This window comes from Alexandriicola marinus (assembly GCF_004000435.1).
GTDB classification, from domain to species: domain Bacteria; phylum Pseudomonadota; class Alphaproteobacteria; order Rhodobacterales; family Rhodobacteraceae; genus Alexandriicola; species Alexandriicola marinus.
This window is the reverse complement of the sequence record NZ_RBVZ01000002.1, coordinates 767,612-793,332: the sequence shown is the minus strand read 5'-3', so window position 1 is coordinate 793,332 and position 25,721 is coordinate 767,612. Positions and strand designations below refer to the sequence as shown.

Sequence of the window (25,721 nt, the reverse complement as noted above, 5' to 3'; positions counted from 1 at the left end):
TATTCGAATGATCTGGTTAGAGAGTTGTCATGGGATTGTCCCGAAGGTCCGTTCTGCTGGGTATCAGCACTTTGGCGCTGTCAGGATGCGCCTCAGGTCAGCCCGCGTTCTCCACGACTGATGCCCTGCCCACAGCCCGCAATCCGGGTTGGGATGCATGGGTCGATGCGTTCCGGTCTCGTGCATTGGCTGCGGGCATCCGTGCCCCGATCTTTGACGCGGCGTTTTCCGTCGCGGGCTTTACCCCCGGCGTGATCGAACGGGATCGCAACCAGACAGAGCGTGTGCGCACGCTCGAGGATTACATCGCCATCGTGGCCGACGAGGAGCAAGTCCGGGATGGCCGGGCCAAGTTCTCGCAGTTCGGTGGGCTCTTGCGCCAGCTTGAGGCGCAATATGGGGTCGAGGCCCATGTCATCGCTGCGATCTGGGGTGTCGAAAGCCGCTATGGCGCCCGACGCGGGTCGATCCCGGTGATTTCTGCCACGTCGACATTGGCCTACGAAGGGCGCCGGGGCGCGTTCTTTGAGCGACAATTGCTGGCTGCGCTGCGCATTCAGCAGAACGGCGACATCTCGCCCCGCAACATGACCGGCAGCTGGGCCGGTGCCATGGGGCACACGCAGTTCATACCGACGACCTACGAGGCCTATGCCGTCGATTTCCGTGGCGACGGCCGACGCGACATCTGGGAAGACGATCCCACAGACGGCCTTGCCTCCGCTGCGAACTACCTTGCGCGATCCGGCTGGCGTCGCGGTCAGCCCTGGGGCGTCGAGGTGCGTCTGCCGCAAGACTTTGACCAGAGCCTTACCGGGCGCGGCGGCGGGCGCAGCGCGGAGAGCTGGGCCGCGCTGGGCGTGCGCGATATGGATGGCCGCGTCGTTCCGAACAACGGAAGCGCGTCGATCCTGACGCCTATGGGCCCCGCGGGGCCTGCCTTCATGATCTTTTCCAACTACACCGTTCTCAGCCGTTACAACAATTCGCAGAACTACATCATCGGCGTCGGCTATCTGTCGGACAGGATCGCCGGGGGTCCGCCCATTCGTGGCGGGTTCCCGCCAGATGCGCAGGGGCTGAGGATGTCTGACAGACAAGAGATCCAGCGCAGGCTTGCCGCCGCGGGTTTCGATCCCGGCGATGTGGACGGCGTCATCGGCGACAGGACGACCGCCGCGATCGGGGCATGGGAGGCCGCCAATGGCCTGCCGGTGACAGGTGTGGCGTCGCGCGATCTTCTGGTGCGGTTGCGATGATGCGCCGTCATGCGATGTTGATCGGGTCGTTGATCCTTGCCGCTGGGACGGCGATGGCCGAGATTGTCGTTCCCGACCCGGAATGGGAGCCTCGACCCGTGGACACGACGATATCTGCAAGCTTTGACGATTGGCTGGCTTCGTTTCGACAGCGCGCGCGGAATGAAGGCATCTCTGCCGAAACGCTGGCGGTGCTGGGCGATATCCGACCGCTCGAATCGGTGATCGAGCGCGACCGCACCCAGTTCGAATTCAGCAGACCGGTCTGGGTCTATCTCGAGACCGCGGTCTCCGACGCGCGGATCGACAATGGCCGTCGGGCGCTTGAACGGCATGCGGGTCTCTTTGATCGGATCGAGGCCCAATACGGCGTGGATCGGCATATCATCGCGGCGATCTGGGGATTGGAAAGCGCCTATGGCGCGGTGCGCGGCGATACCGACACGCTGTCGGCGCTTGCGACACTGGCGGCCGACGGGCGGCGTGGCGCGTTCTTCGAGACCCAGTTGATCGCGGCGCTGCGCATTCTTGAAAACGGCGATACGACCGCCGAGAGGCTGCGGGGAAGCTGGGCCGGCGCGATGGGGCACACGCAGTTCATGCCGACCTCGTTCGAGGCGCTCGCCGTCGATTTCGACGGTGACGGGCGGCGCGACATCTGGGAGGACGCGCCCGACGATGCCCTGGCTTCAGCAGCGAATTTCCTTCGCAATGCGGGCTGGAAGAGCGGCCAGCCCTGGGGGTTCGAAATCACTCTGCCTGACGGGTTCGACTACATGCAGGCCGACCGCCGCATCCTGCGTGACGAACAGGCGTGGGCTGCGATGGGTGTGGCCCGGGCCGATGGTGCCGCGATGCCCGATCATGGGCGTGCGTCGGTTCTTCTGCCTGCCGGGGCAGGTGGGGCCGCGTTCCTTGTCTATGACAATTTCGCAGCGCTCGAGCGGTACAACACCGCCGATGCCTATGTGATCGCGGTCGGTCATCTGGCGGATCGTCTTCGGGGCGGTGGGCCGATCACCAGCGACTGGCCCTATGGTGACCGCGCGCTGACCTTTGAGGAACGCCGGGAGCTTCAACGCCTGTTGTCGGCGGCGGGTTTCGATACGCTGGGCGTCGACGGCCTGATCGGGCCGAACACGGTCAACGCGATCCGCGCCTATCAACAGGCGCGTGGACTGATCCCTGACGGATATGCTCCGGCATCCCTTCTTGATCGGTTGCGCGCGGGGGAGTGAACCTTACATCCCTGTCATGATGCAGCAAGGTCGAACCTGTCTGCATATGATACGCTTGAACCCTTGCCGTCAGCATCAGATCCTGCCGGGCAGGGAGGCATGGGGAACCCGATGAAAATACTTGTCATCGAAGACGACGAGACGACCGGTGCCTATATCACCGACGGGCTCAGGCAGGAGGGCCATTCCGTCGATTATATCGACACCGGCAATGACGGCCTCGTTCAGGCTACGGTCGGCCAATACGACGTGATCGTCGTTGATCGCATGTTGCCCGGCATCGATGGGCTGGCCGTGGTCAAGACATTGCGGGGCGCGGGACAGAAGGCGCCCGTTCTGATGCTGACCGCGCTGGGCGGGGTCGAGGATCGGATCGAGGGGCTGAACGCCGGCGCCGACGATTACCTCGTCAAGCCCTTCGCCTTCGGCGAATTGTCGGCCCGGATCAATGCGCTGGGTCGCCGGCCACCGGTGTCTGACGAGCCTACCGTCCTGTCGGCCCGGGATCTTGAGATGAATCTGCTGACCCGGAAAGTGACCCGTGGCGGGCAGGAGATCGACCTTCTGCCCCGGGAATTCGCCCTTCTAGAGCACCTCTTGCGCCGCAAGGGACGGGTGCAGACCCGGACCATGCTGCTCGAGTCGGTGTGGGACATCCATTTCGATCCCCAGACGAATGTGGTCGAAACCCATATCAGCCGCCTGCGGGCCAAGGTCGACAAGCCGTTCGACACCGAACTGATCAAGACGGTGCGCGGCTCGGGCTATCGGATCGACGTGGAATGACCCGCGCACGCGGAGCGATCTTCAGGTCGACGCCGCTCCGTCTGACCGTGCGCCTGATTGCGGTATTCTCGGTGTCGACGGCGCTCAGCTTCGGGGCGGCCTACATGATCGTCGAACGCTCGGCCGACGCGGTCCTGCGCGAACAGGTCTTGCAGGAATTCGAAAGCTACCGGCTGGAACGACGGCAAAGGGACCTGGTCGAAAAGGTGATCGAGGAGATCACGACCGTGCCACCCCGGACGACGATCATCGATTACCGGTCCGACGATGGGAACCGGTTTTCGAATGTGCAGGGATTGCCGTCTCTGGGCGGCCTTTCGATCGTGGGCGCCTCCGAGATCCCGCTGTCAGAAGACCAGCTGGCCGACAGCTATCTCGTGGTCGAGGGCCGGGTCGGCAATGGTCAGCTGACGCTGGCCCGCAACCGCGATCACGTCGAGGATCTGTTCCGCATCTTCGGGATCGTCCTCGTGGTGAACCTTCTGCCGACTCTGGCGATCGGGTCGGTGCTGGGCCTGTGGTCGGCGCGCCGGGCCCGCGACCGGGTCGAGGCGATCCGGGGCACGCTTCGCGAGATGACCGGCGGCAATCTCGAGGCGCGGGTGACCGGGCTGGACGACGCGCCCGACGACATCGCCGATATCGGGCGCGCGGTGAACAGGATGGCTGTCGCACAGGCGGCATCGATCGCCTCGCTCAAGCAGGTTTCGGCCGATATCGCACATGACCTCAAGACACCGATTCAGCGGGTCTCGGTCCTGTTGTCGCGGCTGGAGGAGGCGGGCCTTTCGGGGGAACAGGCCGAGATCGCCGCGCGCGCCCGCAAAGAGACGACAGGCATCGTCAAGACGTTTCAATCGCTGCTTCAAATCGCCCAGATCGAAGGGGGCCGGATCGAAGAAAGGTTCACCCGGATGGATCTGGCCGAGGTCGTGGCCGGGATCGTCGATGTCTTTGAACCGACAGCCGAGGAAAGCGGCCACAAGCTCGTGCTTGTGCGCGATGGGCCCGCGCCCGTCACGGGGGAACGACAGCTTCTGGGTCAGGTGACGGCCAACCTGATCGAGAACGCCTTGCGACATGCCCCTCCGGGCAGCCGGATCGACGTCAAGGTCGGGGCAAAGCCCCGTCCGTTCCTGCAGGTGACGGATGACGGGCCGGGCATTCCGAAGGAAGAACGGGCCAATGTCCTCAAACGTCACTACCGGCTTGAGCGGAGCCGGACGACCGAGGGCAGCGGCCTTGGGCTCGCGCTTGTTTCGGCCATCGCCGATTTGCATGGCGCCAAGCTGGAACTGGGTGATGCGGGCCCCGGGCTCTCTGTCACGCTGACATTTCCAGAGGCCTGAACGCGCTTCGCGCCGCCCGGAGGGGATTCGGGCGGCGCGAAGGCATCGCTGGAGTAGAGCCCCGGGACGGGGTCTTGCGCGATATCAGGTGTCGCTTGTGGGCAGCTCGCCAAGCGTGACGTCCAGCGTCATCTGCTGACCCTTGCGGAAGATGGTCACGTCGACATCGGTGCCGGGCTGAATATCGGCGATCGCCCGCTGAAGAGCCTGCGGATCCTCAAGCTCCTGTCCCTCGACTTCGAGGATGATGTCGCCATTGGCAAAGCCTGCGCGTTCCGCCGGGCTGTTGGGCGTCACGTCGCCGACCACCGCGCCGACGGGCGTGTCGTAGCCAAGGACATTGGCGACCTCTTCGCTCATCGGGCCGATCTGGACGCCAAGCCACCCGCGCGAGATCGTGCCGTCATCGGCAAGGTCGGTGACAACCCGTTCGATCATGTTCGACGGCACGGCGAAGCCGATCCCGTTCGATCCGCCCGACCGCGAAAAGATCGCGGTGTTCATGCCGATCACCTCGCCATCGTCATTGAACAGCGGGCCGCCGGAATTGCCCCGATTGATCGCTGCATCGGTCTGGATGAAGTTGTCGTAAGGCCCGGAATTGATGTCGCGCGCCAGAGCCGAGACGATCCCCGTCGTGACGGTGCCGCCAAGGCCGAAGGGATTGCCAATGGCCATCACGTCATCGCCACGGCGCATCGCCTCGGAATCACCGAATTTCAGCGCGGCAAAGGTCTCGTCGCTGTCGATCTGAAGAAGCGCCACATCCGTCAGCCGGTCTCTGCCCACGACCTCGGCGGTGAAGGTGCGGCCATCTTCGAAGGTGACCGAGATTTCCGATGCGCCGTCGATCACATGGTTGTTGGTTACCAGAAGACCGTCTTCCGAGATCACGAACCCGGTTCCAAGGCCCCGCATCGGCTCGGGGTCCATGTCGGGGAACGGCATCCCGGGGAAACGGTCACCAAAGCGGCGGCGGAACTCCTCGTTGTCGAACCCGGGAGGAAGCTCCATCTCGGCGGGGGCTGCACCGGTCACCTCGATAAAGACGACGCTGGGCGAAACCTGCTCGACCAGGTCGGCATATCCGCCTTCCGGGGCGGCAAGGGACGTTGTGGGAATGGTAAGGGCGGTCGCGGTGGCCAACATGGCCGCAAGCGACAGGCTGCGTGCAGTTCGCAAACTTGGCATCGTGAGAACTCCTGTCTCTGACTGGTCGATGAGACAGACATAGATGCCGGGTTTCACAGATGCGTGGCCGCAGCCTTACAAAAATGCATACTTTGTCACGCGCAGGTGAAGCCTAGCGGCCGGGATCGCATTCAGCCGTGCCGGCAAGGCAGGCCGCCATTCGATCCAGAACCTGCGCGGAGGGATCGAAAAAGGCCCAGGCGGGGCAGGGCCCAAGCTCCAGTTCATAGGTGCCGTCGCCCCGATCCCGGACAAAGGCCAGAACATCGTCGGCCGGTTGCATGCCGCCGCACCAGATGCCTGCGCAGGTGGGCTGAAGCCAAAGGTCCGTCGTGTACGGGATGGTGAACCCGTCGGTGTTGAGCGCCATTCCCGAAAAGGTTGCCGGAACCGGGTCGATCGTCTCGGTATCACTGCGGTCGTCAAAGGACGGCATGGCCGATCCGTCAAAGGCAAAGCTGCCATACAGGACGACATACCGGTCCTCCGACGCGGCGGCCTGTCCGAATGCGCGGACGGGGTCGGGCCGCATGCAGGACAGGGAAAGCGCTGGCCCCGCCGTCAGGCCGGCAAGTGCTGCGATTGCGAAGATGCGTGACGCCATGGTCATATCAGGTCCCCCAATTCATCCAGAACGCGGGCATAGACCTCCCGCTTGAATGGGACGATTCCCGGAACCAGATCCTTGGGGTCAGCCCAGCGCCAGACCGAAAATTCGGGCTCGGCCGTTTCGATATTCACTTGGTCGTCCGTTCCGAGAAACCGCATCAGGAACCATTTCTGTTCCTGTCCGCGAAACCGGCCCTTCCAGCGCTTGTTCACGATTTCCAGGGGCAGATCATAGGGGATCCATCCCGCCGTTTCGTGTTCGATCCGCACCAGATCGCGGCTGACGCCGGTTTCCTCTTCCAGTTCGCGCAAGGCGGCCTCACGGGCCGGTTCACCCTCGTCGATGCCGCCTTGTGGCATCTGCCATGCCGGTTCCGGCCAGTCGCGCCGCTGACCCACGAAGACCCGCCCCTCCGCATTGACAAGCATCACGCCGACGCAGGGCCTGTAGGGCAGCAGTGCGATCTGTTCGGCGGAGGGGACGGTGTCGTTCGCGGTCACCCGGATCACTCCGCCGTTGTCGTCGGAGTTGCCCGGGCCGGAGCAAGAGCCGAAAGACCCTTCAGAATATCGAGCGCATAGGCCAGCTGATAATCCTGCTCGCGCAGCGCGGCGGATGCTTCTGCGCGGGCGCGATCCTCTTCGATCACCCGAAGCTGATCCTCGGTCAGCGTCTCGTTCGACAGGGCATCGGGCAGATCCGCCTCGCTGATGAACTGGGCATCCTCTTCCTCTTCGGATTGCGGGCGGCGGGGCGGCTGTTCGACGATGATGTCGGGCGAAATGCCCAGCGCCTGGATCGACCGGCCCGACGGGGTGTAGTAGCGCGCCGTCGTGATCCGCATCGCGCCGTCACCCCGCAGGGGCATGACGGTCTGGACCGACCCCTTGCCGAAGGATTGCGTGCCCACGACGATCGCGCGGCGATGATCCTGAAGCGCGCCGGCCACGATTTCGGACGAACTGGCCGAGCCGCCGTTGATCAGAACGACGATCGGCAGACCTTCGGCAAGGTCACCCGGCGTCGCGTTATAGCGATCGCCATCCTCGGGCTGACGGCCCCGGGTCGAAACGATCTCACCCGCGTCAAGGAAGGCGTCGGCCACATAGATCGCCTGGTTGAACAGGCCGCCGGGATTGTTGCGCAGGTCGATCACGATGCCATTGACGTTGTCCACGCCACCGGCCTCGGCAATCTGCTCGGCCAGACCGTCGCGCAGGTTCGGCAATGTCTGGTCGTTGAACGTGCTGATCCGCAAAACGACGCTTTCCCCTTCGGACCGGGCGCGCACGGCCGTCAGCCGGATCGTGTCGCGGATGATCGACACCTCGAAGGGTTCGGTCTCGCCCTCGCGGACGACCGTGATGATGATCTCGGAACCGACGGGCCCGCGCATCATCTCGACCGCTTCGTCAAGCGTGAGGCCAAGTGTATTGACGCCATCGACGGCGGTGATGAAATCCCCCGCCTGAATACCGGCGGCGTCAGCAGGCGTTCCGTCCATTGGCGAGACGACCTTGACCCAACCCTCTTCCTGCGTGACCTCGATGCCGAGGCCGCCGAATTCGCCACGGGTCTGGAACCGCATGTCGGCGGCATCCTCGGGGCTGAGATAGCTGGAATGCGGATCGAGCGAGGTCAGCATTCCGTCGATTGCGGCCTCGATAAGTTCGGACGGATCGACTTCCTCGACGTATTGCGCGCGGATCCGTTCGAAGATGTCGCCGAACAGATCAAGTTGTTCGTAGACGCTTGAATTGCGTTCGGCCTCCTGCGCGACAAGGGGGCCCGCGATCTGTGACGTGGTCACGAGGCCTAGAAACGTGCCGCCAACCGCGGCCATCAAGAATTTTTTCATGCCTGCCTTCCCATATGTCTCATTGAATCGCGAACCATGTCGCCGGATCTGGCACAGACTGCCCTTCTCTCACCTCGAGATAAAGCGTCTCGCTCCGGCTGCCCGCTCCTGTCGTCAGAGTTTCAGTCAAAATCGCGTCAACACCAGGGGTGGATCCGCCCATCAGGCCCAGCGGCGCGCCTTCCGGGATCACTTGCCCGGCTTCGCCGAACACCTCGGCAAGACCCGCGATCACGAACAGCACGTCCGCCGCCGGTTCAAGGATGATGACATTGCCATAGTCCAGAAGCGGCCCGCGAAACCGTATGGTCGCCGCCGCGGGTGTCGTCACGAGCGACCGGGGACGGGCGGCGATCACGATGCCGGGGCGGACGATCCCCGCGGCATCGGCCTCTCCGGCGCGTCGGATCACCTCGCCCTGAACGGGCAGGGGCAGCGTGCCCTTGCGATCGGTGGCATCGGGAACCGGCCCCGCGAGTTCACGATCCACAACATCGGCCAGACCGCTTGCAAAGGCATCGAGCGTTTCAGTCGATGCGATCAGGACGGCGGTCGCAACAGGATCCTCGGTGAACCGGCGGGGCAGATCCGTGCGGTTCTGGATCGCGTTGGCCAGCTGTGACCGCGCTTCCTGTGCGCCGACCAGCCCCTCTTGCAGGGTTTCGGCTGCGCTGACCTGCAGGTCACGCAGCTGCGTCACTTCTTCGAGGTCGGCGCGCAACGCATCGACCCGGGTCTGGACGGCCGGTGTCACCTCGGAGACGAGCATTCCAGACCGGGCCGTTCCCAGCGGTCCGGAAGGATGCAACAGCAAGAGCGGCGCGGGCGCACGGCCCATGATCTGAAGCGCGGCCAGCAATTCACCGACCTCCTCCGAGCGTGCCTCGAGTTCGGTGCGCAGGGCGCGTTCGCGAATCGCGGCGCGTCGCAATCCGTCCCGCAGGGCGACAAGCCCGTCTTCATAGGCCTGAACCGTCTCGGTCAGTGCAGCGACCCTGTCGCGCGAGCTGCCCGCCTCGTTGAGCAGGACCGCCGCCGCTTCCAGTCTTTCTGCGGCAGCCGCGGCTGTGGCCGCGGTATCGCCCTGAGCCCAGACCGGGCCCGAAAGAAAAACCAGAAGCAGCGATAATCTGCGCATCTCAGTCCGTCACGATCAGGGTCTTGCCGGTCATTTCCGGCGGCAAATTCAGCCCCATGAGATCGAGGACCGTGGGCGCAAGATCAGCGAGCCGTCCGTTTCGAAGGGTCGCGCCGTCGGGCGCGCCACACACGATGACAGGCACGGGATTGGTGGTATGTGCCGTGTGGGGCCCGCCGGTTTCGGGATCGACCATCATCTCGCAATTGCCGTGATCGGCGGTCACGACGATGGCTCCGCCCTGCGCCTCGAGTGCCTCGAGCGCGCGACCAAGGCCCGTGTCCACGGCCTCGCAGGCGCGGATCGCGGCAGAAAGATCGCCTGTGTGCCCAACCATGTCGGGATTGGCGAAATTCACCACGATCAGGTCGTATCCCGCGCCAATCGCCGCGACGAGGCTGTCGCTGACGTCGCCTGCCGACATTTCGGGTTGCAGATCATAGGTCGCGACCTTGGGGGATTTGGGCATATCCCTGTCTTCGCCCTTTTCGGGCTCCTCTTTCCCGCCGTTGAGGAAGAAAGTGACGTGAGGATATTTCTCGGTCTCGGCCAGGCGGAATTGACGCAGGCCGTGGGACGCAACCCAGGCGCCCAGCGTGTTCACGATCTCCCGCTTGGGAAAGACGGTGCGATACCAATGTTTGTGCCGGTCTGAATATTCAACCATGCCAAGGCGCGCCGACAGTTCCGGCATCTGAACCCGATCAAAGCCGTCGAATTCGGGATCGGCAATCGCCGCGAGGATTTCGCGCGCCCGGTCGGCCCGGAAATTCAGGCAGAAAAGCCCGTCGCCCCTTGTCATGCCGGCATAGTTGCCGATCACGGTGGCGGGGATGAATTCGTCCGTCTTGCCGTCGGCAAGCGCGTCGCGCACGGCATCCAGCGGGGTCTTGGCGCGGGGGCCATTTCCACCGACCATCGCGTCATAAGCAGTTTCGACCCGTTCCCACCGGTTGTCGCGATCCATCGCATAGTAGCGCCCGATCACCGTGCCGATGCTCGCACCTGTCGGAAGACGGTCGATCAGGTCGCCCACGAAATGCTCCGACGAGGTGGGTGCCACATCGCGGCCATCGGTGATCGCGTGAATGACCACCGGCACGCCGGCCTTGGTGATGATGTCCGCGGCGGCGACAACATGATCGATATGGCCATGGACCCCACCGTCCGAGATCACGCCCATCAGGTGCGCGACCCCGCCCGTGTCCGACAGCGTTGCCGAGAACCGTTTGATTTCCTCGTTCTGGGCAAAGGATCCATCCTCGATCGCGAGGTCGATCTGCCCAAGGTCCATCGCCACGACCCGACCGGCGCCGATATTCGTGTGCCCGACCTCGGAATTGCCCATCTGGCCCGAGGGCAGGCCCGCGTCGCGACCGTGGGTGATCAGCTGCGCATTGGGGCAGTTTGCCATGATACGATCGAAGTTCGGTGTATTGGCAAGGTAGGGGGCGTTGGCTTCGGTGCGATCGCTCAGCCCCCAGCCATCCAGAATGCACAAGACCACGGGTTTGCGACCGGACATTCGGCTGTTCCTTTCGTGTTTGTGCGCCTTGTAGCGGCTTGGATCGGAAAGTTGAACGGTCCCGCCGCGCCGAAAGGCAAGAATTCGCCCGGATCAGGCCCGGTGATAGGGGCCACCCGACAGGATCGTGGCGGCACGGTAGAGTTGTTCGCTGAGCATGACCCGAACCAGCATGTGCGGCCAGACCATCCTGCCCAGTGAAATCGCGAAATCGGCCTTTTCGCGCAGGGCAGGGTCGATGCCGTCGGCGCCGCCGATCACAAAGGCCAGATCCGATCTTCCATCATCGCGCCATCGGGCGATCTGCCCGGCAAGTTCGGGGGAGGTCAGATCGCGCCCCCTTTCGTCGAGGGTGCAGATCAGCGCGCCATCGGGGATCGCCTTTTCAAGAAGCGCCGCTTCGGCGGGCATGCCGCCGCCCTTGCGGTCTTCGACTTCGCGCATCTCGACGGGGCCGAGCCCGAGGGCACGGCCTGTCCTGTCGAATCGCTTGAGGTAGTCAGAGATCAGGTCGCGCTCGGGGCCGGCGCGCAGTCGGCCCACGGCGCAAATCGTTACCTTCATGATGCCAGCGGTATCAGCGGCTTTGCGCCGCGGCCCCGCCCTGCGGCATCCACATCTTCTCGAGCTGGTAGAACTCGCGCACTTCGGGACGGAAAAGGTGAACGATGATGTCGCCCGTGTCGATCAGCACCCAGTCGCCGGTTTCCCGCCCTTCGACCTTGGACAGGATGCCGTGATCGGCCTTGAGCCGGTCTGTCAGCTTTTCCGCCATGGACGTGACCTGACGCGAAGACCGGCCGGATGCGATGACCATCCAGTCGCCCATCTCGGACTTGCCGCGCAGATCAATCTGCACGATCTCTTCGGCCTTGTCGTCTTGCAGGGATTTGAGGACCGCGTCCAACAGCATGTCGCTGGTGGTTCGGGTCATTGTCCGGTCTCCGGGCGTGGGCCCATGATCCGATGTCGAAGCAGACGGTGCTGCCTGAGAGTGAAGGGACAGTTCATTTTCCTCCTGACGCGCGCCGATCAAAGCCCCGACGCCGGGCTCAACCTAGAATAACCTCGCCCGGGTGACATTTCAATGTAAGCCATCGAACCCGCAATCGCGAGGCTCATCTGTTGCGCGTTGCGACCGGTCATGCAAGAAATACCCGAAGTTCAGAAGGAGAGACCATGCCCGCGCGCTGGCGTCATCACAGACAACGCGGACCTGTTCTTGCCCTGCAGATGCGTTTGCAGGGCTGATCAGGGAAAGCGTTTGCCCGGTCTGCCCGACAAGCCGCTTTCAGCGGCGTCGTTTCCTTTGACAGACCGAAAGTTCTCCTGATGACCCAGATCAATCTTCGCGCCCTTGGCATTACCCTTGGCACCCCGCTGTTCTCCGACCTCGACCTGACGCTCGACAAGGGCAGCAGACTTGGGCTTGTCGCCGCGAACGGGCGCGGAAAGACCACGCTTTTGCGCGCTATTTCAGGGCTTTCAGAGCCTACGACCGGCGAAATCACCCGCGCCCGCGGGCTGCGGATCGGATATCTCGAGCAGGATGCGCCCGAGGCATTTGCAGAGCAGAGCGTTCATGCGGTCGTGGCCGGCGGGCTGGAGCCCGAGGCCGCCGAATACGAAAGCTGGCGTGCCGATATCGCCCTTGATGACCTGAGTATTCCTGCCGAACTGCATCATGTGCCTTTTGGCACATTGTCGGGGGGGTGGCAGAGGCTGGTGATGCTGGCCCGCGTCGCGGTGGCGGAGCCCGATGCGATCCTGATGGACGAACCGACCAACCATCTTGATCTGATGCGGATCGGGCTTCTGGAACGATGGATCGCAGCCCAGCCGCGCGACATGGCCATGATCGTGGCAAGCCATGATCGGGCCTTCCTCGATTCGGTGACGAATCGGACCCTGTTCCTGCGGCCCGAAGGATCGCGCGTGTTTGCGCTGCCGTTCAGTCAGGCGCGCGTTGCCCTGGATGAGGCTGATGAAGCCGATGGCCGCCGTTTCGACAACGAGTTGAAGAAGGCCGCGCAATTGCGCCGGCAGGCCGCCAAGCTGAACAATATCGGAATCAATTCCGGATCGGATCTTCTGACCAAGAAGACGAAGCAACTCAAAGACCGGGCCGAGAAAGTCGAACAGGCCGCGCGCCCCGCCCACAAGGAGATGTCGGCCGGTGCGATCCGGCTGGCCAATAGCGGGACACATGCCAAGGCGCTTCTCAGCCTCGAACATGCACGGATCGCGACCCCGGATGGGCGCGCGTTGTTCGAAACAGGTCAGGTCTGGATCAACCGGGGCGACCGGGTCGTGCTCCTCGGGGAGAACGGGGCCGGCAAGACCCGGCTGATGATGCGGATTGCCGCCGTGCTGCGGGGGGCCGAAGATCCCGAGATCCGGGCCACGCCATCGGTGGTTCCGGGGATTTCGGATCAGCAGCTCAGCCAGATAGACGAGGCCGCGACGCCCATGCAGGTGATCGCGGGGCAATTCGATATCGGGGACGCCCGGGCCCGTGCCGCGCTGGCCGGTGCGGGGATGGACGTCCGCTTGCAGGGATCGAAGGTCTCGGCCCTTTCGGGTGGGCAGAAATCGCGGCTTGCGATGCTTGTCCTGCGCCTGTCGCAGCCGAACTTCTACCTGCTCGACGAGCCGACCAACCATCTGGATATCGAAGGGCAAGAGGCGCTCGAGTCAGAGATCGTGGGGCGTGAGGCCACCTGCCTGATCGTCAGCCACGACCGAAGCTTCGTAAGGTCCGTCGGCACCCGGTTCTGGCAGATCGTCCGCCGGCGGTTGGTCGAGGTGGAAAGCCCCGAGCCGTTCTTTGCCGAGGCGCTCGGCGCCGAGGACGGATAGGCGTCAGTCAGCCAACTCTGTCACGATCCTGATGTTATAGGTTGTGGGGGCTTCATTGACGAAACCCTGAACATCCCCCTGAAGGATCATGCCCTCGGCATTGCCATAGAAATCTCCGGAAATCGGAGATTGAGCCTGCAGGACGTGGGTTGTTCCTTCGAAATTGCCCGTGACCCCGACAGTGAGGTTTGCGCCAGCCCCGCCATTCCTGTCGAAGCTTCCGCTGACGATGCCCAGGGCGCCGGAAACGGGATTGTCGTCCTGGTCGACGAAGTCCGTCGCGCTTCCGCCGACGGTTTCGTTTCCTGTCTCGAAGACGACACTCATGTTCATCACCCCGATGGCGTTCAGGCCTGCCGTGCTCGAGATTTCGGCGGTGCCCTGGTAGGTCGCGCTGCCGTTGACCAGAAGATCGGCGGGGTTCGTGAGCCCAAGATCGGTATTCGCGGCCTCGATCCCGGAGGCGATGGACTGACCTCCGGCAAAAGTGTCGAATGCGATCGGTTCGGGTGCCGGGTCGGGATCAGGCGCTGGGCTTGTCGTGCCGGTGCCGCAGGCAGCGACTGAAAGCAGCATCAAGATCGAAGAAAAACGTCGGAGCATGGGCAAATCAACTTTCTCAAATGTCTTTCGAAGGCGCTTCTCCAAGCATGCGCACCTCGCGCTGGGGGAAGGGTATCGAAATTCTATTGGCCTCGAATGCATCCCAAAGAGCAAGGAATACATTGCCGCGAATGTTGGTCAGGCCGCCGGTCGGATCGCGGATCCAGAACCGCAGAACGTAATCAACGCTTGAATCGCCGAAACCCACGATGTGACAGACCGGCGGGCGCGACGTCAGAACCCGATCGACGGATGATGCAGCCTCGATCGCGATCCGCCGCACGTCGTGCGGGTTGTCACCGTAGGACGTGCCGAAATTGATATCGAGCCGGACGAAATCGTTGGAATGCGACCAGTTGACCACCTGTCCGGTGATCAGATCCTCGTTCGGGATCAGGAATTCCTTGCCGTCGCGCGTGGTGATCGACGTGTAGCGCGCGCCCAGCGTGTTGATCCATCCGAAGGTCTCGCCGATGCTGATGACGTCGCCGGGCTTGATCGACTTGTCGAGAAGGATGATCACCCCCGACACAAGGTTCGAGACCACCTTTTGCAGGCCAAAGCCAAGGCCGACGCCGATGGCCCCGGACAGAACGGCAAGGCCGGTCAGGTCGATCCCGACGGCGCGAATCCCGATCAGGAAAGCCGCGGCATAAAGGGCGATCTGGACGAACTTGACGATCAGCACCTGCATCGAGGGGCTGATATCCTCGCTTCGCCGGACCCGGCTTTCGGTCGTGCGCGACACGAAACGCGCCAGCGCGACAAGGGCGCCAAGCAACGCGATTGCCTGCACCAGAAGCAGGAGCGAAAACCGGAATTCCCCGATCGAAAAGCCCAGCGAATCCAGTAGCTGGGCCGCCTCCTCCTTGAGGCCGAGGATATGGAGCGTGACCCAGATCGTCGCGCCATAGCGAACAAGCCTGCGCAAAAGCGGGCTGTGGATCAGCCTCGTGGCAAAGACGACGGCCAGCCATGCCGTGGCGAGGGTCGCGATGATGCCAAGAAGGTAACTGCGCGAGGGCCAGGTGATCTCGCGCATTGTCCAGATCACGGCCCAGATCAGGGCCACGAAGAATATCGCGCGCAGCCTCTGGTGGATCACAACGAGGATGCGCATCCGCCATTTCGGCCAATTCTCGCGCTGGCCCATCCAGCTCCGGATCTTTGGTCCAAGGAACGCGCGCAGAAGATGCGCCGCGACCATGATCCCGAAGGCGATCCCGATCTGGTACAGGTTCCATGTCCGGAACAGGCTTTCGCCGAAGGTCAGCCCCTGATCCAGAAGGGACTGGCCGATATCGATCACGTCCCCGAACGAATCCGCAGGCACGCCCGGCGGTTCGGTCTGTGGAACGGCATCCTCGGTATGGTTGGCCACCTGCGTCCTCTGCGACTTGGGGTGAGAAAGCCTCGCACACCCGGAAATGCCTTAGCAAGCGGCGGGCGCGGGCCGGTGGCATCAGTCGAGGATGAAGGAAACCTCGTTCCTGCGCTGCCACGGCGGGGTCATCGGCGCGTCGTAGTAGTAATACTGTGCCGGTTCACGGTAGGAGATACCGGCTGTTTCCAGCGCCTCGCGCAGTTCGGTCTCATGAGCCTCGACGGCGCTTGTCGTCGGCCGGCCCGAATAGATCAGAACGGCCTGCCTGTCGCCGCCGGCCTCGACAAGGCGAATGGCGGGGCTGTCGGGCGTGGGCAAAGTCTCCATCGTGTAGTCGGAGGGCATCATGAAGGTCACGGTCCAATACCCGTCCCGGCCCGATTGCCCGACGGGGGAGGTCATGTCGATCCGCTCGGATTGCGCAACGGGCGAGGTCATCGCGACCTTTGCCCTGCTGGTATTGCCGCCGAAGATATACCCGGCAAGCACCTGAAAGCCCCGGTTCAGCGCGCCCGAGCGATCGCCCGAAACCGTGACCTCGGCAAGGATATGAGGCGCGTATTGGCGAATCTCGATCTCGCCGATCCGCTGCTCGACCGTGTAGGGGGGCGAGTCGTATTTGCCATAGCTGTCAGCCGAGGCCCCGACGGGCAGGGCGGCCGTGGCACCAGCAAGCATTCGGCTCAGGATAGACATAGGTTACCTCTGTTCATTCATGATTGATACGCGGACCGCCGATCTGCGGATCATCCGGGCCTTGCGATGCAAGGGGTCATGGGTGTATCCGGTCTGGCATGAAACGCATCTTCACCATCTGTGACCGGACCCGCCTGATCGAGCGGTTTCACGGTGCGGCCCGCACTGTGCTGGCGCGTCTATAGCGGCCCGCGCGTGCCGACGATTCCGACCTTCTGACATCACCGGGAGTGGACCCATGTCCCCCAAGACGCTTTACGACAAAATCTGGGATGCCCATCTGGCCCATGAGGCCGAAGACGGCACCTGCCTTCTGTATATTGATCGCCACCTCGTGCACGAGGTGACCAGCCCGCAGGCATTCGAGGGTCTGCGCATGGCGGGCCGCAAGGTGCGCGCGCCGGACAAGACGATCGCCGTGCCCGATCACAACGTGCCCACGACGATGGGGCGCGAAAACCCGGACCAGATGCCCGAGGACAGCCGCATTCAGGTGGCCGCGCTCGACAAGAACGCCAAGGATTTCGGGATCCACTATTACCCCGTCTCCGATGTGCGTCAGGGCATCGTGCATATCGTCGGCCCCGAACAGGGCTGGACGCTGCCCGGCATGACCGTCGTCTGTGGCGACAGCCATACCGCGACCCACGGCGCCTTTGGTGCGCTGGCCCACGGGATCGGCACCTCCGAGGTCGAACATGTTTTGGCGACCCAGACGCTGATCCAGCGCAAGGGCAAGAACATGAAGGTCGAGATCACCGGCAAGCTGGCCCCGGGCGTCACCGCCAAGGACATCACGCTGTCGGTCATCGGCAAGACCGGCACCGCCGGCGGGACGGGCTATGTCATCGAATATTGCGGCGAGGCGATTCGCGATCTGTCGATGGAAGGCCGTATGACCGTCTGCAACATGGCGATCGAGGGTGGTGCGCGTGCCGGTCTCATCGCGCCCGATGAAAAGACCTTCGAATACGTGAAGGGCCGCCCGCATGCGCCGAAAGGCGCGCAGTGGGAAGCGGCGCTTGCATGGTGGAAGACGCTCTACTCCGACGACGATGCGCATTGGGACAAGGTCGTGACGATCCGTGGCGAGGATATCGCCCCCGTCGTGACCTGGGGCACCTCGCCCGAGGATGTGCTGCCGATCACCGCAACCGTTCCCGCGCCTGAAGAATTTCAGGGTGGCAAGGTCGCGGCGGCCAAGAGGTCGCTGGATTACATGGGGCTCAACCCCGGCACGCCACTCAACGAGATCGAGATCGACACCGTCTTCATCGGCTCCTGCACGAATGGCCGGATCGAGGATCTGCGTGCCGCGGCCGAAATACTGAAGGGCAAGAAGATCAAGGACGGTCTGCGTGCCATGGTCGTGCCCGGTTCGGGTCTTGTCCGCGCACAGGCCGAGGAAGAGGGCCTTGCCGATATCTTCAAGGAGGCCGGTTTCGAGTGGCGCCTTGCGGGGTGTTCCATGTGCCTTGCCATGAACCCCGATCAGCTGTCCGAAGGTGAGCGCTGTGCCGCCACGTCGAACCGCAATTTCGAGGGCCGTCAGGGCCGTGGCGGTCGCACCCACCTGATGAGCCCCGCCATGGCGGCGGCCGCGGCCGTGACCGGGCGTCTGACGGATGTGCGCGACTTGATGTAGGCTTTCGCCCGCCCAAAATCGAAAAGGCCGCCCCGAAAGGAGGCGGCCTTTTTGTTCTTGCGGCCAAGGTGCCCCGCCCGGGCCAACTCCGGGCGGGGCTGTCATCTCGGGTCGCACCGGGACCTGTCAGGCGGGGAGGGCCGCCACGGGCGTGCGGTCCCGCCCGAAATGTTTTGCGTTGAGGATCACGACCAGTGCGATCGTCGCCACCTGCAGGATCAGCGCGGGCGCAGTCGCAACCCAATAGACTGTCGAGAACTTCTCGATCACGCCGGAACCGACCAGGCCCTTGTTCACGAAGAACTGCAGCAGGACCGACAGGGCGACGCCGGGGCAGACAAGGGCGTAGCTCACCGGGCTGCGTTCCGGTCCGGCCACGAAGCGCCCGAAATAGCCCTGCGCCCGCATCACCGACCAGCCAAAGAGGCCAACGATCAGCTGGATCGACAGCAGCGGCATCAGGAGGGTGAAGCTGCCGGCCTTACCGCCATGCACATCGAAGTGAACGTGAAGCCCGTGCGCCTGCCGCATCCAAGCGATGGCCAGAACGGTGATCAGCGGGATCGCGATCCAGAGCGTCGGCGCGGCTTCGGCATTGGCGCCATTCTCCATCATCGAACGCAGCCCGAGGAACATGGTCACACCGGCGATGATCAGTGAGAGAACGACAAAGAAGGTCGACAGCATCAGGCTGATCGCAACGGTCGCGGTGACCATGCTCATTGCTGCGGGTGCGGCCAGCCCGACGGCCACCATCGCAAAGGCGAAGGCCGGCAGGGTCTGTGCGAAGGAATTGTTCTTGGCGCAGTCGAAGCCGCCTTCCTTGAGCCGCGCCGACAGGAAGCTTCCGTAAAGCTTCAGCCCGTAGGCGCCGATCAGAACGAAGACAGCCATCGCGGCCGGGAACAGATATTCGACGATCGACCAGAGCCCCGGCACGAAGACGAGCCCGAGGATAAAGCCCACATTAACCGTCATGGCGAGCGACAGCGGAACCGCCATCAACTGCGTGCCGGCGTTGGATTTCAGAAGCGTCTCGAACGCGTCGGTCTGGCGATAGCGGGACAGGGTCGACAGGTTCCAGATCAGCATCCGGATGAGCATGAAGGAAAAGCCAAGGATGCCGGCCCACGCAGTGACGATCATCGCTTTCGTCACAAGTGACCCTGCCGAAAAGGCCGCCATGATGTCTTCGAACACGGGGACCGGCTGGCCGGGATGCGGCACCCAGAAGAGAAGGTAGAGAAAGAAGGTGACGGCGAGCCCGCCCGCGCCGAGGGCGGCGAGAAAGTAGAGCGGCGCATAGCCTGCTGGTTGTCGATCTTGATGGTCCATGAATGCCTCCGATTTCTGAGTCGGAGAGTAATATACAAAAATCTGAATATGTATAATTGATCTGGATCAAGCCCGCGCCGTCTTGAACTGGATCGGGGCATGATGCAGAAAGCGACGACTTTCGCGACAGGGACGGAATCCCGGTGATCAGCCGTCGCGCGGAGTGGCCAGAGAGGATCGACCCATGGAAAAATTCACGACATTGTCCGGCATCGCGGCGCCCATGCCCCTCGTCAATATCGATACCGACATGATCATTCCGAAGCAGTTCCTCAAGACGATCAAACGCTCGGGCCTTGGTGTGAACCTGTTCGACGAGATGCGGTATGACCGTGACGGAAACGAGATCCCCGATTTCGTGCTGAACAAGCCGCAGTATCGCGAGGCGTCGATTCTTGTGGCGGGTGACAATTTCGGTTGCGGCTCGTCCCGGGAGCACGCGCCGTGGGCTTTGGCGGATTTCGGGATCCGCTGCATCATCTCCACGTCTTTTGCCGACATTTTTTATAACAATTGCTTCAAGAACGGCATTCTGCCCGTGGTTTTACCGCAAGATCAGGTGGATAGGCTGATGGAAGACGCCGAGAAGGGTGCGAACGCCCGGATCGAGGTCGACCTTGAAGAGCAGTCGATCACCACCTCCGAAGGGGAAAAATTTACCTTTGAGGTGGATGCTTTCAAGAAGCACTGTCTGATCAACGGACTCGACGATATCGGCCTTACGATGGAAAAGGCGGCTGCGATCGATGCGTTTGAGGCCACAGCGGCGCAAGCACGCCCCTGGGTCTGAACCGATCCACAGACTGGACATGCTGGTGATCAAGGCCTGATCTGGAGTCCGCCGGGGGGTGGTCTCCGGACAATACAGATCAGGTCAAGATCCAGCCCTGCCAAGGGCGCGGCGGAGAACCGCTATATATGCACGATTGGGGCATATGAAGGTTACGCCGAGTGTGGGTCGGGAACATATTGTTAGTGATCGCACAGAGCCGCGCCAAAGCTGCAAAATGGTTGCATTCCCGCACCATCTTGGCCGCAAAACTGCCCCGTTCGTTAAGCATTACCTAATGGACGTTGTCCGGGTTTTCGGAGCGGGGCTAAAACATGGCGAGACTGAGGCAGAGCGTCTTTCGGCGCAATCAACCTGGAACAAGTGGGCGGCAAAGCACCGCCCCTGGCCGGATTGAGGACAGAGGCATGATGTTGAGCCGACTTTCAGGAGCAATCCTGCGGGCCGTACTGGTAGTGTTGTTGATTGCATTGCCGTCGGTCCTTCTACCCGGAACGACCAGCAATACGGCGCAGACGGTCGCCCTCGTGGCGCTGATTGCCGCGATTTTCACGATCGTTGAATACCAGTCGCATTACCCCAGCCTCGTCGAATTCAGGGACGCGCCGCCATTCAACCGACTTCGGTTCGGCGCGCTGTTCGTCACCGTCTTCTGCCTGAGTCTGATTCTGCGCGGCGAAGTCGAACCCACGACTTTGACGAAGCTTTCGCAAACCACCGGCACGATCATCGGTGACGCGATCGACTTTCCCTATTCTCCCGTGCGCCTGATCGTCCTGATGTTGCCGCCCAACGCAGACGCGGCTCTGGTGGAGAGCGTCCGGGTGGCGGCCGGGCTCAGCTACCTGATCTCGATCCTGTCGCTCGCGATCTTCTTTTTCTACATTCGTATCCGCAGCTGGCCCGCCCATTCCGGTAGTTTCAATGTCTGGGTGAACCTGCCGACTTTCGATCCGACGGCGGGCGGCGACGTGGTCAGCCGCCTCAATCGGGACGCCCAGCTTAACCTTATCTTAGGGTTCCTGCTGCCTTTCATTATCCCGGCCGTTGTACAGCTGGCCTCGGATTTCATCGATCCGATCAACCTTGCGAATCCGCATACCCTGATCTGGACGATAACAGCATGGGCGTTTCTTCCTGCGAGCCTTCTGATGCGCGGCATCGCCCTTGGCCGGGTGGCCGAGATGATCAGCCGTCAGCGCGAACGCGCCCACGCCAAATCCGCCAATCAGGCCGGTCAGGAATCGCTCGCCGTTTCCTGATCGCGGCGCTGTTTGTCCTGCTTGCCTCCGGGCAAACCTTTGCACAGGGCAAACCCGACGATGTCGTCCGCATCGCAACCTATGCTGCCGCGCTCAGCCGGGACGGCCCGGGGCTTCTTCTGCGCGACATTCTTCGGGGCGACGATGATCAGATCGCGGCCACAATCTCCGTCCTGACCGAGGTGTCCGCCGATATCGTCGTTCTGACCGCGATGGATTGGGACGCGGACAATGCCGCTTTGACGGCCTTTGCCGCAGCGCTGCGGGAAGACGGTCTTGATTATCCTTACCAATATGCCGGTGCAGGAAATGCCGGGCTAGAGACGGGGTTCGATCTGGATGGCAATGGCCGGTCTGGGGAGCCGCGCGATGCGCAGGGCTTCGGATGGTTCACCGGGCAGTCGGGACTTGCGGTGCTGTCCCGATACCCGATTTGTGCGGTGCAGGACCTGTCCCACCTGATCTGGGCGCAGATCCCCGGCGCGCGCTTGCCACGCTGGCCCGATGGGTCCGCCTTTCCGTCAACAGAGGCGCAGGAGGTTCAGCGCCTGTCCTCGACCTCGCACTGGATCGTGTCGGTCCTGGTCGATGGTGTGCGTGTCGATCTCTTGGCGTGGTCGGCGACGCCGCCGGTCTTCGACGGGCCCGAGGATCGCAACGGCCTTCGGGCGCGGGATGAATTGCGGCTCTGGGGCCATGTGATGGATGGCAAGGTCGGGTCTCTCGCGGACAGGTTTGTGGTGATCGGGAATTCGAACCTCGATCCGGCCGATGGCGATGGCGATCACGCTGCCATGCAAGGCGTTCTCGATGACCCGAGGCTGATCGACCCCGCCCCGGCCTCGGTCGGCGGTTCAGAGGCCGCCGATCCTGATCACCGGGGCGACCCCGCCCTTGATACTGCCGATTGGCCCGACGGCGCCCCCGGTAACCTTAGGGTGAGCTATGTCCTGCCGTCGACAAATCTTGAGGCTGCGGGCGCCGGCGTCTTCTGGCCCGCGCGGGATGCGCCCGAACGCGCGCTACTCGGTGACGATGGCCTTGCCGCCGGCCCGCACCGCATGGTCTGGGTTGATCTGCGCACCCAGCACGCGGCGGGTCAGGACAGTATCGAGGGATGTGGCCCCGAAATCCGGGAGCAATCGGTCGAATTTCGCTGATCCAAGGCGATGCGGCGTATCATAGAGAGCCCGCATATCCACCATCTCGCGCGCGAGTTCCCAGAACGGCGCGGTGATCCGCATCATCAGCCATGGGAACCGCTTGACCCGGAAGGTCTGACCCGTTGCGTCAGACAAAGCCTTGGCCAGTTCCTCATGCGAAAAGGTCAGCCCCGGCATCGGCACATCCTCGAACTGGGCAAGCTCACCCCGCATTTCGGCAAGTTGCGCCGCGGCGCGGGCCCAATCGGGGAGCCAGACCCACGATTGCATGGCGGTGGGATCGCCAAGGCTGGTGATCCTGCGCCTCGACGGGTCGGGCACCGTGACGAGGGAGAAGATGTCCCCGTTCGCGTCGGGGTCGATGAAATTTCCGGCGCGCAGGATGATCGTCCGAACGCCAGAGCGGCGATAGCTCTCCTCCATCTCGATCCGGATGCGGCCCTTTCGGGATGTTGCGCGATGGGGCGTTGTCTCGTCCCATGATCCGCCCGTTTCGCCGAAGACATAGACATTTCCCGGAATGAGCACTGTCGCCCCGCTTGCCTTGGCGGCGGCGATGACCTGTGCCGTGATGGCCGGGATCTGGTTCGCCCAATCGTGATACTTGGGCGGGTTCAGCCCGTTGACGATCACATCGACGCCCTGAGCAGCGGTGGTCATGTCTGTTCCGCGCGTATAGCGCCGGATCGTCCAGTCGCGCGCCTCGAAGGCACGGATGGCATGGGTTCCGATCTTGCCCGAAGGGCCGAGGATGAGGACGGTTCCGGTCATTGTCTGGGTCTCCTTGAAAAGGTGAGACCTCTATCCCCCATACCATTTCGAAAAGACATTGACAGAAATCGGATATCGGACATTCAATAATGAATGGAGAAAACACCCAACTGGTCCCTGTTCGAGGCATTCCTTGCCGTTGCCGAAGGCGGCAGCCTGTCGGAGGCGGCCCGCGTTCTTGGGACGAGCCAGCCAACCCTTGGCCGCCATATCGCCGCGCTTGAGCAGGACCTCGGGCTCGAGCTGTTTCAGCGGCATCCCAAGGGCCTGTCGCTCACGGAAGAGGGGCTGACGATCCTGCCCCGTGCCCGCCAGATGCGCGAGGCCGTGAACGGGATAGCCCTCGCAGCCGCTGGGCGAGAGGCCGATCTTTCGGGAACGGTCCGCGTCACCGCAAGCGAGATGCTGTCGTTTTTTCACTTGCCCGCGATGATCGCCCGGATCCGCACGGCCCATCCCGAGATCCAGATCGAACTTGTGCCATCTGATCTGACATCGAACCTGCTGTTTCGCGAGGCGGATATCGCGATACGTATGTATCGCCCGACCCAGCTTGATCTTGTGACCCGCCATTTGGGTGATCTTCCGATCAGGATGTTTGCTGCACGCCGCTATATCGACGAACGCGGAACACCGCGTTCGGCCGATGACCTCCGGCGGCACGATATAGTGGGCTATGATGCGAACGAGGCGATCATCTCGGGGATGCGAATGGCCGGCCTGCCGGCTGAACGAGGCTGGTTCGGTGTCCGTTGCGACAACAACCTCGCCAATTGGGCGCTCGTCCGGGCGGGATGTGGCATCGGGTTCGGTCAGGCGGTCGTCGGTCTGTCCGATCCCGAACTCGTGGAGATTGATATCGGGCTTCCGCTGCCACCTCTCGAGGTCTGGCTGACGGCGCATGAGGCGATGCGTCGCTCCGCACGGGTCAGGCGGGTCTGGGACAGGCTTGCCGACGACCTCGGGGCGCTTTGCCGGTCTGCCGAAACTTGACCGCCTTCGGGCAAGGGGCTACGCCGCTGCGGAACACTTCACGCTCAATTGTCCCAAAGGAGCCTTCCCGTGGCGAACCCTTCTCTCCTTATCCTTGCCGGCGACGGCATCGGCCCCGAAGTCATGGACGAGGTCAAGAAAGTCATCGGCTGGTTCGGCGACAAGCGCGGCCTCGAATTCGATGTGTCCGAAGACCTCGTTGGCGGCTGCGCCTATGATGCGCATGGCACCCCCCTGACCGATGCCACCATGGAAAAGGCCCAACAGGTCGATGCGGTTCTTCTGGGCGCAGTTGGTGGCCCGAAATACGACGATCTGGATTTCAGCGTAAAGCCGGAACGCGGGCTGCTGCGGCTCCGCAAGGAGATGGACCTGTATGCAAACCTGCGCCCGGCGCAGTGTTTCGATGCGCTGGCCGATTTTTCCTCGCTCAAGCGTGACGTGGTTGCCGGCCTCGACATCATGATCATCCGGGAACTGACTTCGGGCGTCTATTTCGGTGAGCCGCGCGGCATCCATACCGAGGGCAACGAACGCGTGGGCATCAACACCCAGCGCTACACGGAAAGCGAGATCGCCCGCGTCGCCCGTTCCGCGTTCGAGCTGGCCCGCAAGCGCAGCAACAAGGTCTGCTCGATGGAGAAGGCCAATGTCATGGAATCAGGCGTCCTGTGGCGCCAGGTCGTGACCGAGGTTCACGAGCGGGAATACCCCGATGTCGAGCTGAGCCACATGTATGCGGATGCAGGCGCCATGCAGCTGTGCCGCTGGCCCAAGCAGTTCGACGTGATCGTGACGGACAATCTGTTCGGCGACCTTCTGTCCGACGCCGCCGCGATGCTGACCGGATCACTTGGCATGTTGCCGTCGGCGTCACTGGGCGCACCGATGGCCAATGGCCGGCCCAAGGCACTCTACGAGCCGGTGCACGGCTCGGCACCCGATATCGCGGGTCAGGGCAAGGCCAACCCGATCGCCTGTGTCCTGAGCTTTGCGATGGCGCTGCGCTACTCGTTCGACAAGGGCGACGAGGCCACGCGCCTTGAAGATGCGGTGAATACCGTTCTGGCCGATGGATATCGGACGCCCGACCTTCTGGGCGAAGAGGGCAAGGATCCCGTGACCACCAAGCAGATGGGCGACGCGATCGTCGCGGCGCTCGACGCGAGCCTCTGACATGTCTGCGATTGGCCCTGCCGGACGCAAGTCCGCGGGGCCAATGGCGTCGCCGGATGGCGAAGTTGCCCGCGGGGCGTTGACAAGCAC

General features: G+C 63.0%; 23 protein-coding genes. 11 read left to right on the top strand and 12 right to left on the bottom strand.

All coding sequences use genetic code 11. The features are described from left to right. Positions 1 to 29 precede the first annotated feature (29 nt). From EP376_RS10275 to EP376_RS10260, 4 genes are all read left to right on the top strand, one after another. Positions 30 to 1,259 carry a lytic murein transglycosylase gene (locus EP376_RS10275; protein WP_127655444.1) on the top strand — a complete coding sequence of 410 codons (1,230 nt, stop codon included), beginning with the start codon at positions 30 to 32 and terminating at the stop codon, positions 1,257 to 1,259. After that, on the top strand, positions 1,259 to 2,497 hold the full coding sequence (locus EP376_RS10270) for a lytic murein transglycosylase (RefSeq protein WP_420837127.1): 1,239 nt from the start codon (positions 1,259 to 1,261) through the stop codon (positions 2,495 to 2,497). Before EP376_RS10275 ends, EP376_RS10270 begins: the two co-directional genes overlap by 1 nt. A gap of 111 nt (positions 2,498 to 2,608) precedes the next feature. Next, positions 2,609 to 3,283 carry a winged helix-turn-helix domain-containing protein gene (locus tag EP376_RS10265; RefSeq protein ID WP_127655442.1) on the top strand — a complete coding sequence of 225 codons (675 nt, stop codon included), beginning with the start codon at positions 2,609 to 2,611 and terminating at the stop codon, positions 3,281 to 3,283. After that, positions 3,280 to 4,632 (top strand): sensor histidine kinase, encoded by a 1,353-nt coding sequence (locus EP376_RS10260; protein ID WP_127655441.1) that lies wholly within the window; start codon positions 3,280 to 3,282, stop codon positions 4,630 to 4,632. The genes EP376_RS10265 and EP376_RS10260 overlap by 4 nt, the downstream gene beginning before the upstream one ends. 84 nt (positions 4,633 to 4,716) lie before the next feature. Here EP376_RS10260 and EP376_RS10255 read toward each other — a convergent pair whose 3' ends face one another. From EP376_RS10255 to rsfS, 8 genes are all read right to left on the bottom strand, one after another. Continuing rightward, positions 4,717 to 5,823, bottom strand: a complete 1,107-nt coding sequence (locus EP376_RS10255) for a Do family serine endopeptidase (protein WP_127655440.1) — start codon at positions 5,821 to 5,823, stop codon at positions 4,717 to 4,719. Between the two features lie 112 nt (positions 5,824 to 5,935). Further along, positions 5,936 to 6,433 (bottom strand): hypothetical protein, encoded by a 498-nt coding sequence (locus EP376_RS10250; RefSeq protein ID WP_127655439.1) that lies wholly within the window; start codon positions 6,431 to 6,433, stop codon positions 5,936 to 5,938. Beyond that, positions 6,430 to 6,933, bottom strand: coding sequence for an RNA pyrophosphohydrolase (locus EP376_RS10245; RefSeq protein WP_276317301.1), 504 nt, complete (start codon positions 6,931 to 6,933; stop codon positions 6,430 to 6,432). The genes EP376_RS10250 and EP376_RS10245 overlap by 4 nt, the downstream gene beginning before the upstream one ends. Before the next feature lie 5 nt (positions 6,934 to 6,938). After that, entirely contained in the window at positions 6,939 to 8,291 is a 1,353-nt protein-coding gene (locus EP376_RS10240; protein ID WP_127655438.1) for a S41 family peptidase, read from the bottom strand. Positions 8,292 to 8,310: 19 nt separating this feature from the next. After that, on the bottom strand, positions 8,311 to 9,429 hold the full coding sequence (locus EP376_RS10235; protein ID WP_127655437.1) for a murein hydrolase activator EnvC family protein: 1,119 nt from the start codon (positions 9,427 to 9,429) through the stop codon (positions 8,311 to 8,313). A gap of 1 nt (position 9,430) precedes the next feature. Next, positions 9,431 to 10,954, bottom strand: a complete 1,524-nt coding sequence (gene gpmI, locus EP376_RS10230; protein ID WP_127655436.1) for a 2,3-bisphosphoglycerate-independent phosphoglycerate mutase — start codon at positions 10,952 to 10,954, stop codon at positions 9,431 to 9,433. Positions 10,955 to 11,047: 93 nt separating this feature from the next. Continuing rightward, the gene (gene rlmH, locus EP376_RS10225; protein ID WP_127655435.1) at positions 11,048 to 11,518 is read right to left on the bottom strand and encodes a 23S rRNA (pseudouridine(1915)-N(3))-methyltransferase RlmH; all 471 of its coding nucleotides are present in this window, start codon (positions 11,516 to 11,518) and stop codon (positions 11,048 to 11,050) included. A 13-nt stretch (positions 11,519 to 11,531) separates the two neighbouring features. Further along, on the bottom strand, positions 11,532 to 11,960 hold the full coding sequence (gene rsfS / locus EP376_RS10220) for a ribosome silencing factor (RefSeq protein WP_420837126.1): 429 nt from the start codon (positions 11,958 to 11,960) through the stop codon (positions 11,532 to 11,534). Positions 11,961 to 12,286: 326 nt separating this feature from the next. Between rsfS and EP376_RS10215 the strand changes: the two genes are divergently transcribed. Then, positions 12,287 to 13,813 carry an ABC-F family ATP-binding cassette domain-containing protein gene (locus EP376_RS10215; protein WP_127655433.1) on the top strand — a complete coding sequence of 509 codons (1,527 nt, stop codon included), beginning with the start codon at positions 12,287 to 12,289 and terminating at the stop codon, positions 13,811 to 13,813. Between the two features lie 3 nt (positions 13,814 to 13,816). Here EP376_RS10215 and EP376_RS10210 read toward each other — a convergent pair whose 3' ends face one another. The 3 genes from EP376_RS10210 to EP376_RS10200 all read right to left on the bottom strand — a co-directional run bounded on the left by EP376_RS10210 (position 13,817) and on the right by EP376_RS10200 (position 16,496). Further along, a complete protein-coding gene (locus EP376_RS10210; RefSeq protein WP_127655432.1) occupies positions 13,817 to 14,416 on the bottom strand; it encodes a hypothetical protein in 600 nt (199 codons plus the stop codon). Positions 14,417 to 14,432: 16 nt separating this feature from the next. Continuing rightward, positions 14,433 to 15,725 carry a mechanosensitive ion channel family protein gene (locus EP376_RS10205; protein WP_240652460.1) on the bottom strand — a complete coding sequence of 431 codons (1,293 nt, stop codon included), beginning with the start codon at positions 15,723 to 15,725 and terminating at the stop codon, positions 14,433 to 14,435. 153 nt (positions 15,726 to 15,878) lie between these two features. Next, entirely contained in the window at positions 15,879 to 16,496 is a 618-nt protein-coding gene (locus tag EP376_RS10200) for an SOUL family heme-binding protein (protein WP_238928713.1), read from the bottom strand. A 238-nt stretch (positions 16,497 to 16,734) separates the two neighbouring features. On the opposite strand from EP376_RS10200, the gene leuC reads away from it, so the two are divergent. Next, complete coding sequence (gene leuC, locus EP376_RS10195; protein ID WP_127655431.1) at positions 16,735 to 18,141, top strand: 3-isopropylmalate dehydratase large subunit; 1,407 nt, start codon at positions 16,735 to 16,737, stop codon at positions 18,139 to 18,141. Between the two features lie 126 nt (positions 18,142 to 18,267). Here leuC and EP376_RS10190 read toward each other — a convergent pair whose 3' ends face one another. Then, positions 18,268 to 19,476: a TsoY family (seleno)protein gene (locus EP376_RS10190; protein ID WP_127655430.1), complete on the bottom strand. Its 1,209-nt coding sequence runs from the start codon at positions 19,474 to 19,476 to the stop codon at positions 18,268 to 18,270. A 184-nt stretch (positions 19,477 to 19,660) separates the two neighbouring features. Between EP376_RS10190 and leuD the strand changes: the two genes are divergently transcribed. The 5 genes from leuD (at position 19,661) to leuB (ending at position 25,631) form a co-directional block, all read left to right on the top strand. After that, a complete protein-coding gene (leuD, locus tag EP376_RS10185) occupies positions 19,661 to 20,266 on the top strand; it encodes a 3-isopropylmalate dehydratase small subunit (protein WP_127655429.1) in 606 nt (201 codons plus the stop codon). Positions 20,267 to 20,676: 410 nt separating this feature from the next. After that, entirely contained in the window at positions 20,677 to 21,528 is an 852-nt protein-coding gene (locus EP376_RS10180; RefSeq protein ID WP_127655927.1) for a hypothetical protein, read from the top strand. Further along, positions 21,486 to 22,688 (top strand): endonuclease/exonuclease/phosphatase family protein, encoded by a 1,203-nt coding sequence (locus EP376_RS10175; protein ID WP_240652459.1) that lies wholly within the window; start codon positions 21,486 to 21,488, stop codon positions 22,686 to 22,688. The genes EP376_RS10180 and EP376_RS10175 overlap by 43 nt, the downstream gene beginning before the upstream one ends. 867 nt (positions 22,689 to 23,555) lie before the next feature. Next, complete coding sequence (locus EP376_RS10165) at positions 23,556 to 24,455, top strand: LysR family transcriptional regulator (RefSeq protein ID WP_127655427.1); 900 nt, start codon at positions 23,556 to 23,558, stop codon at positions 24,453 to 24,455. 69 nt (positions 24,456 to 24,524) lie between these two features. Beyond that, positions 24,525 to 25,631 (top strand): 3-isopropylmalate dehydrogenase, encoded by a 1,107-nt coding sequence (gene leuB, locus EP376_RS10160; protein WP_127655426.1) that lies wholly within the window; start codon positions 24,525 to 24,527, stop codon positions 25,629 to 25,631. Positions 25,632 to 25,721: the final 90 nt, after the last annotated feature.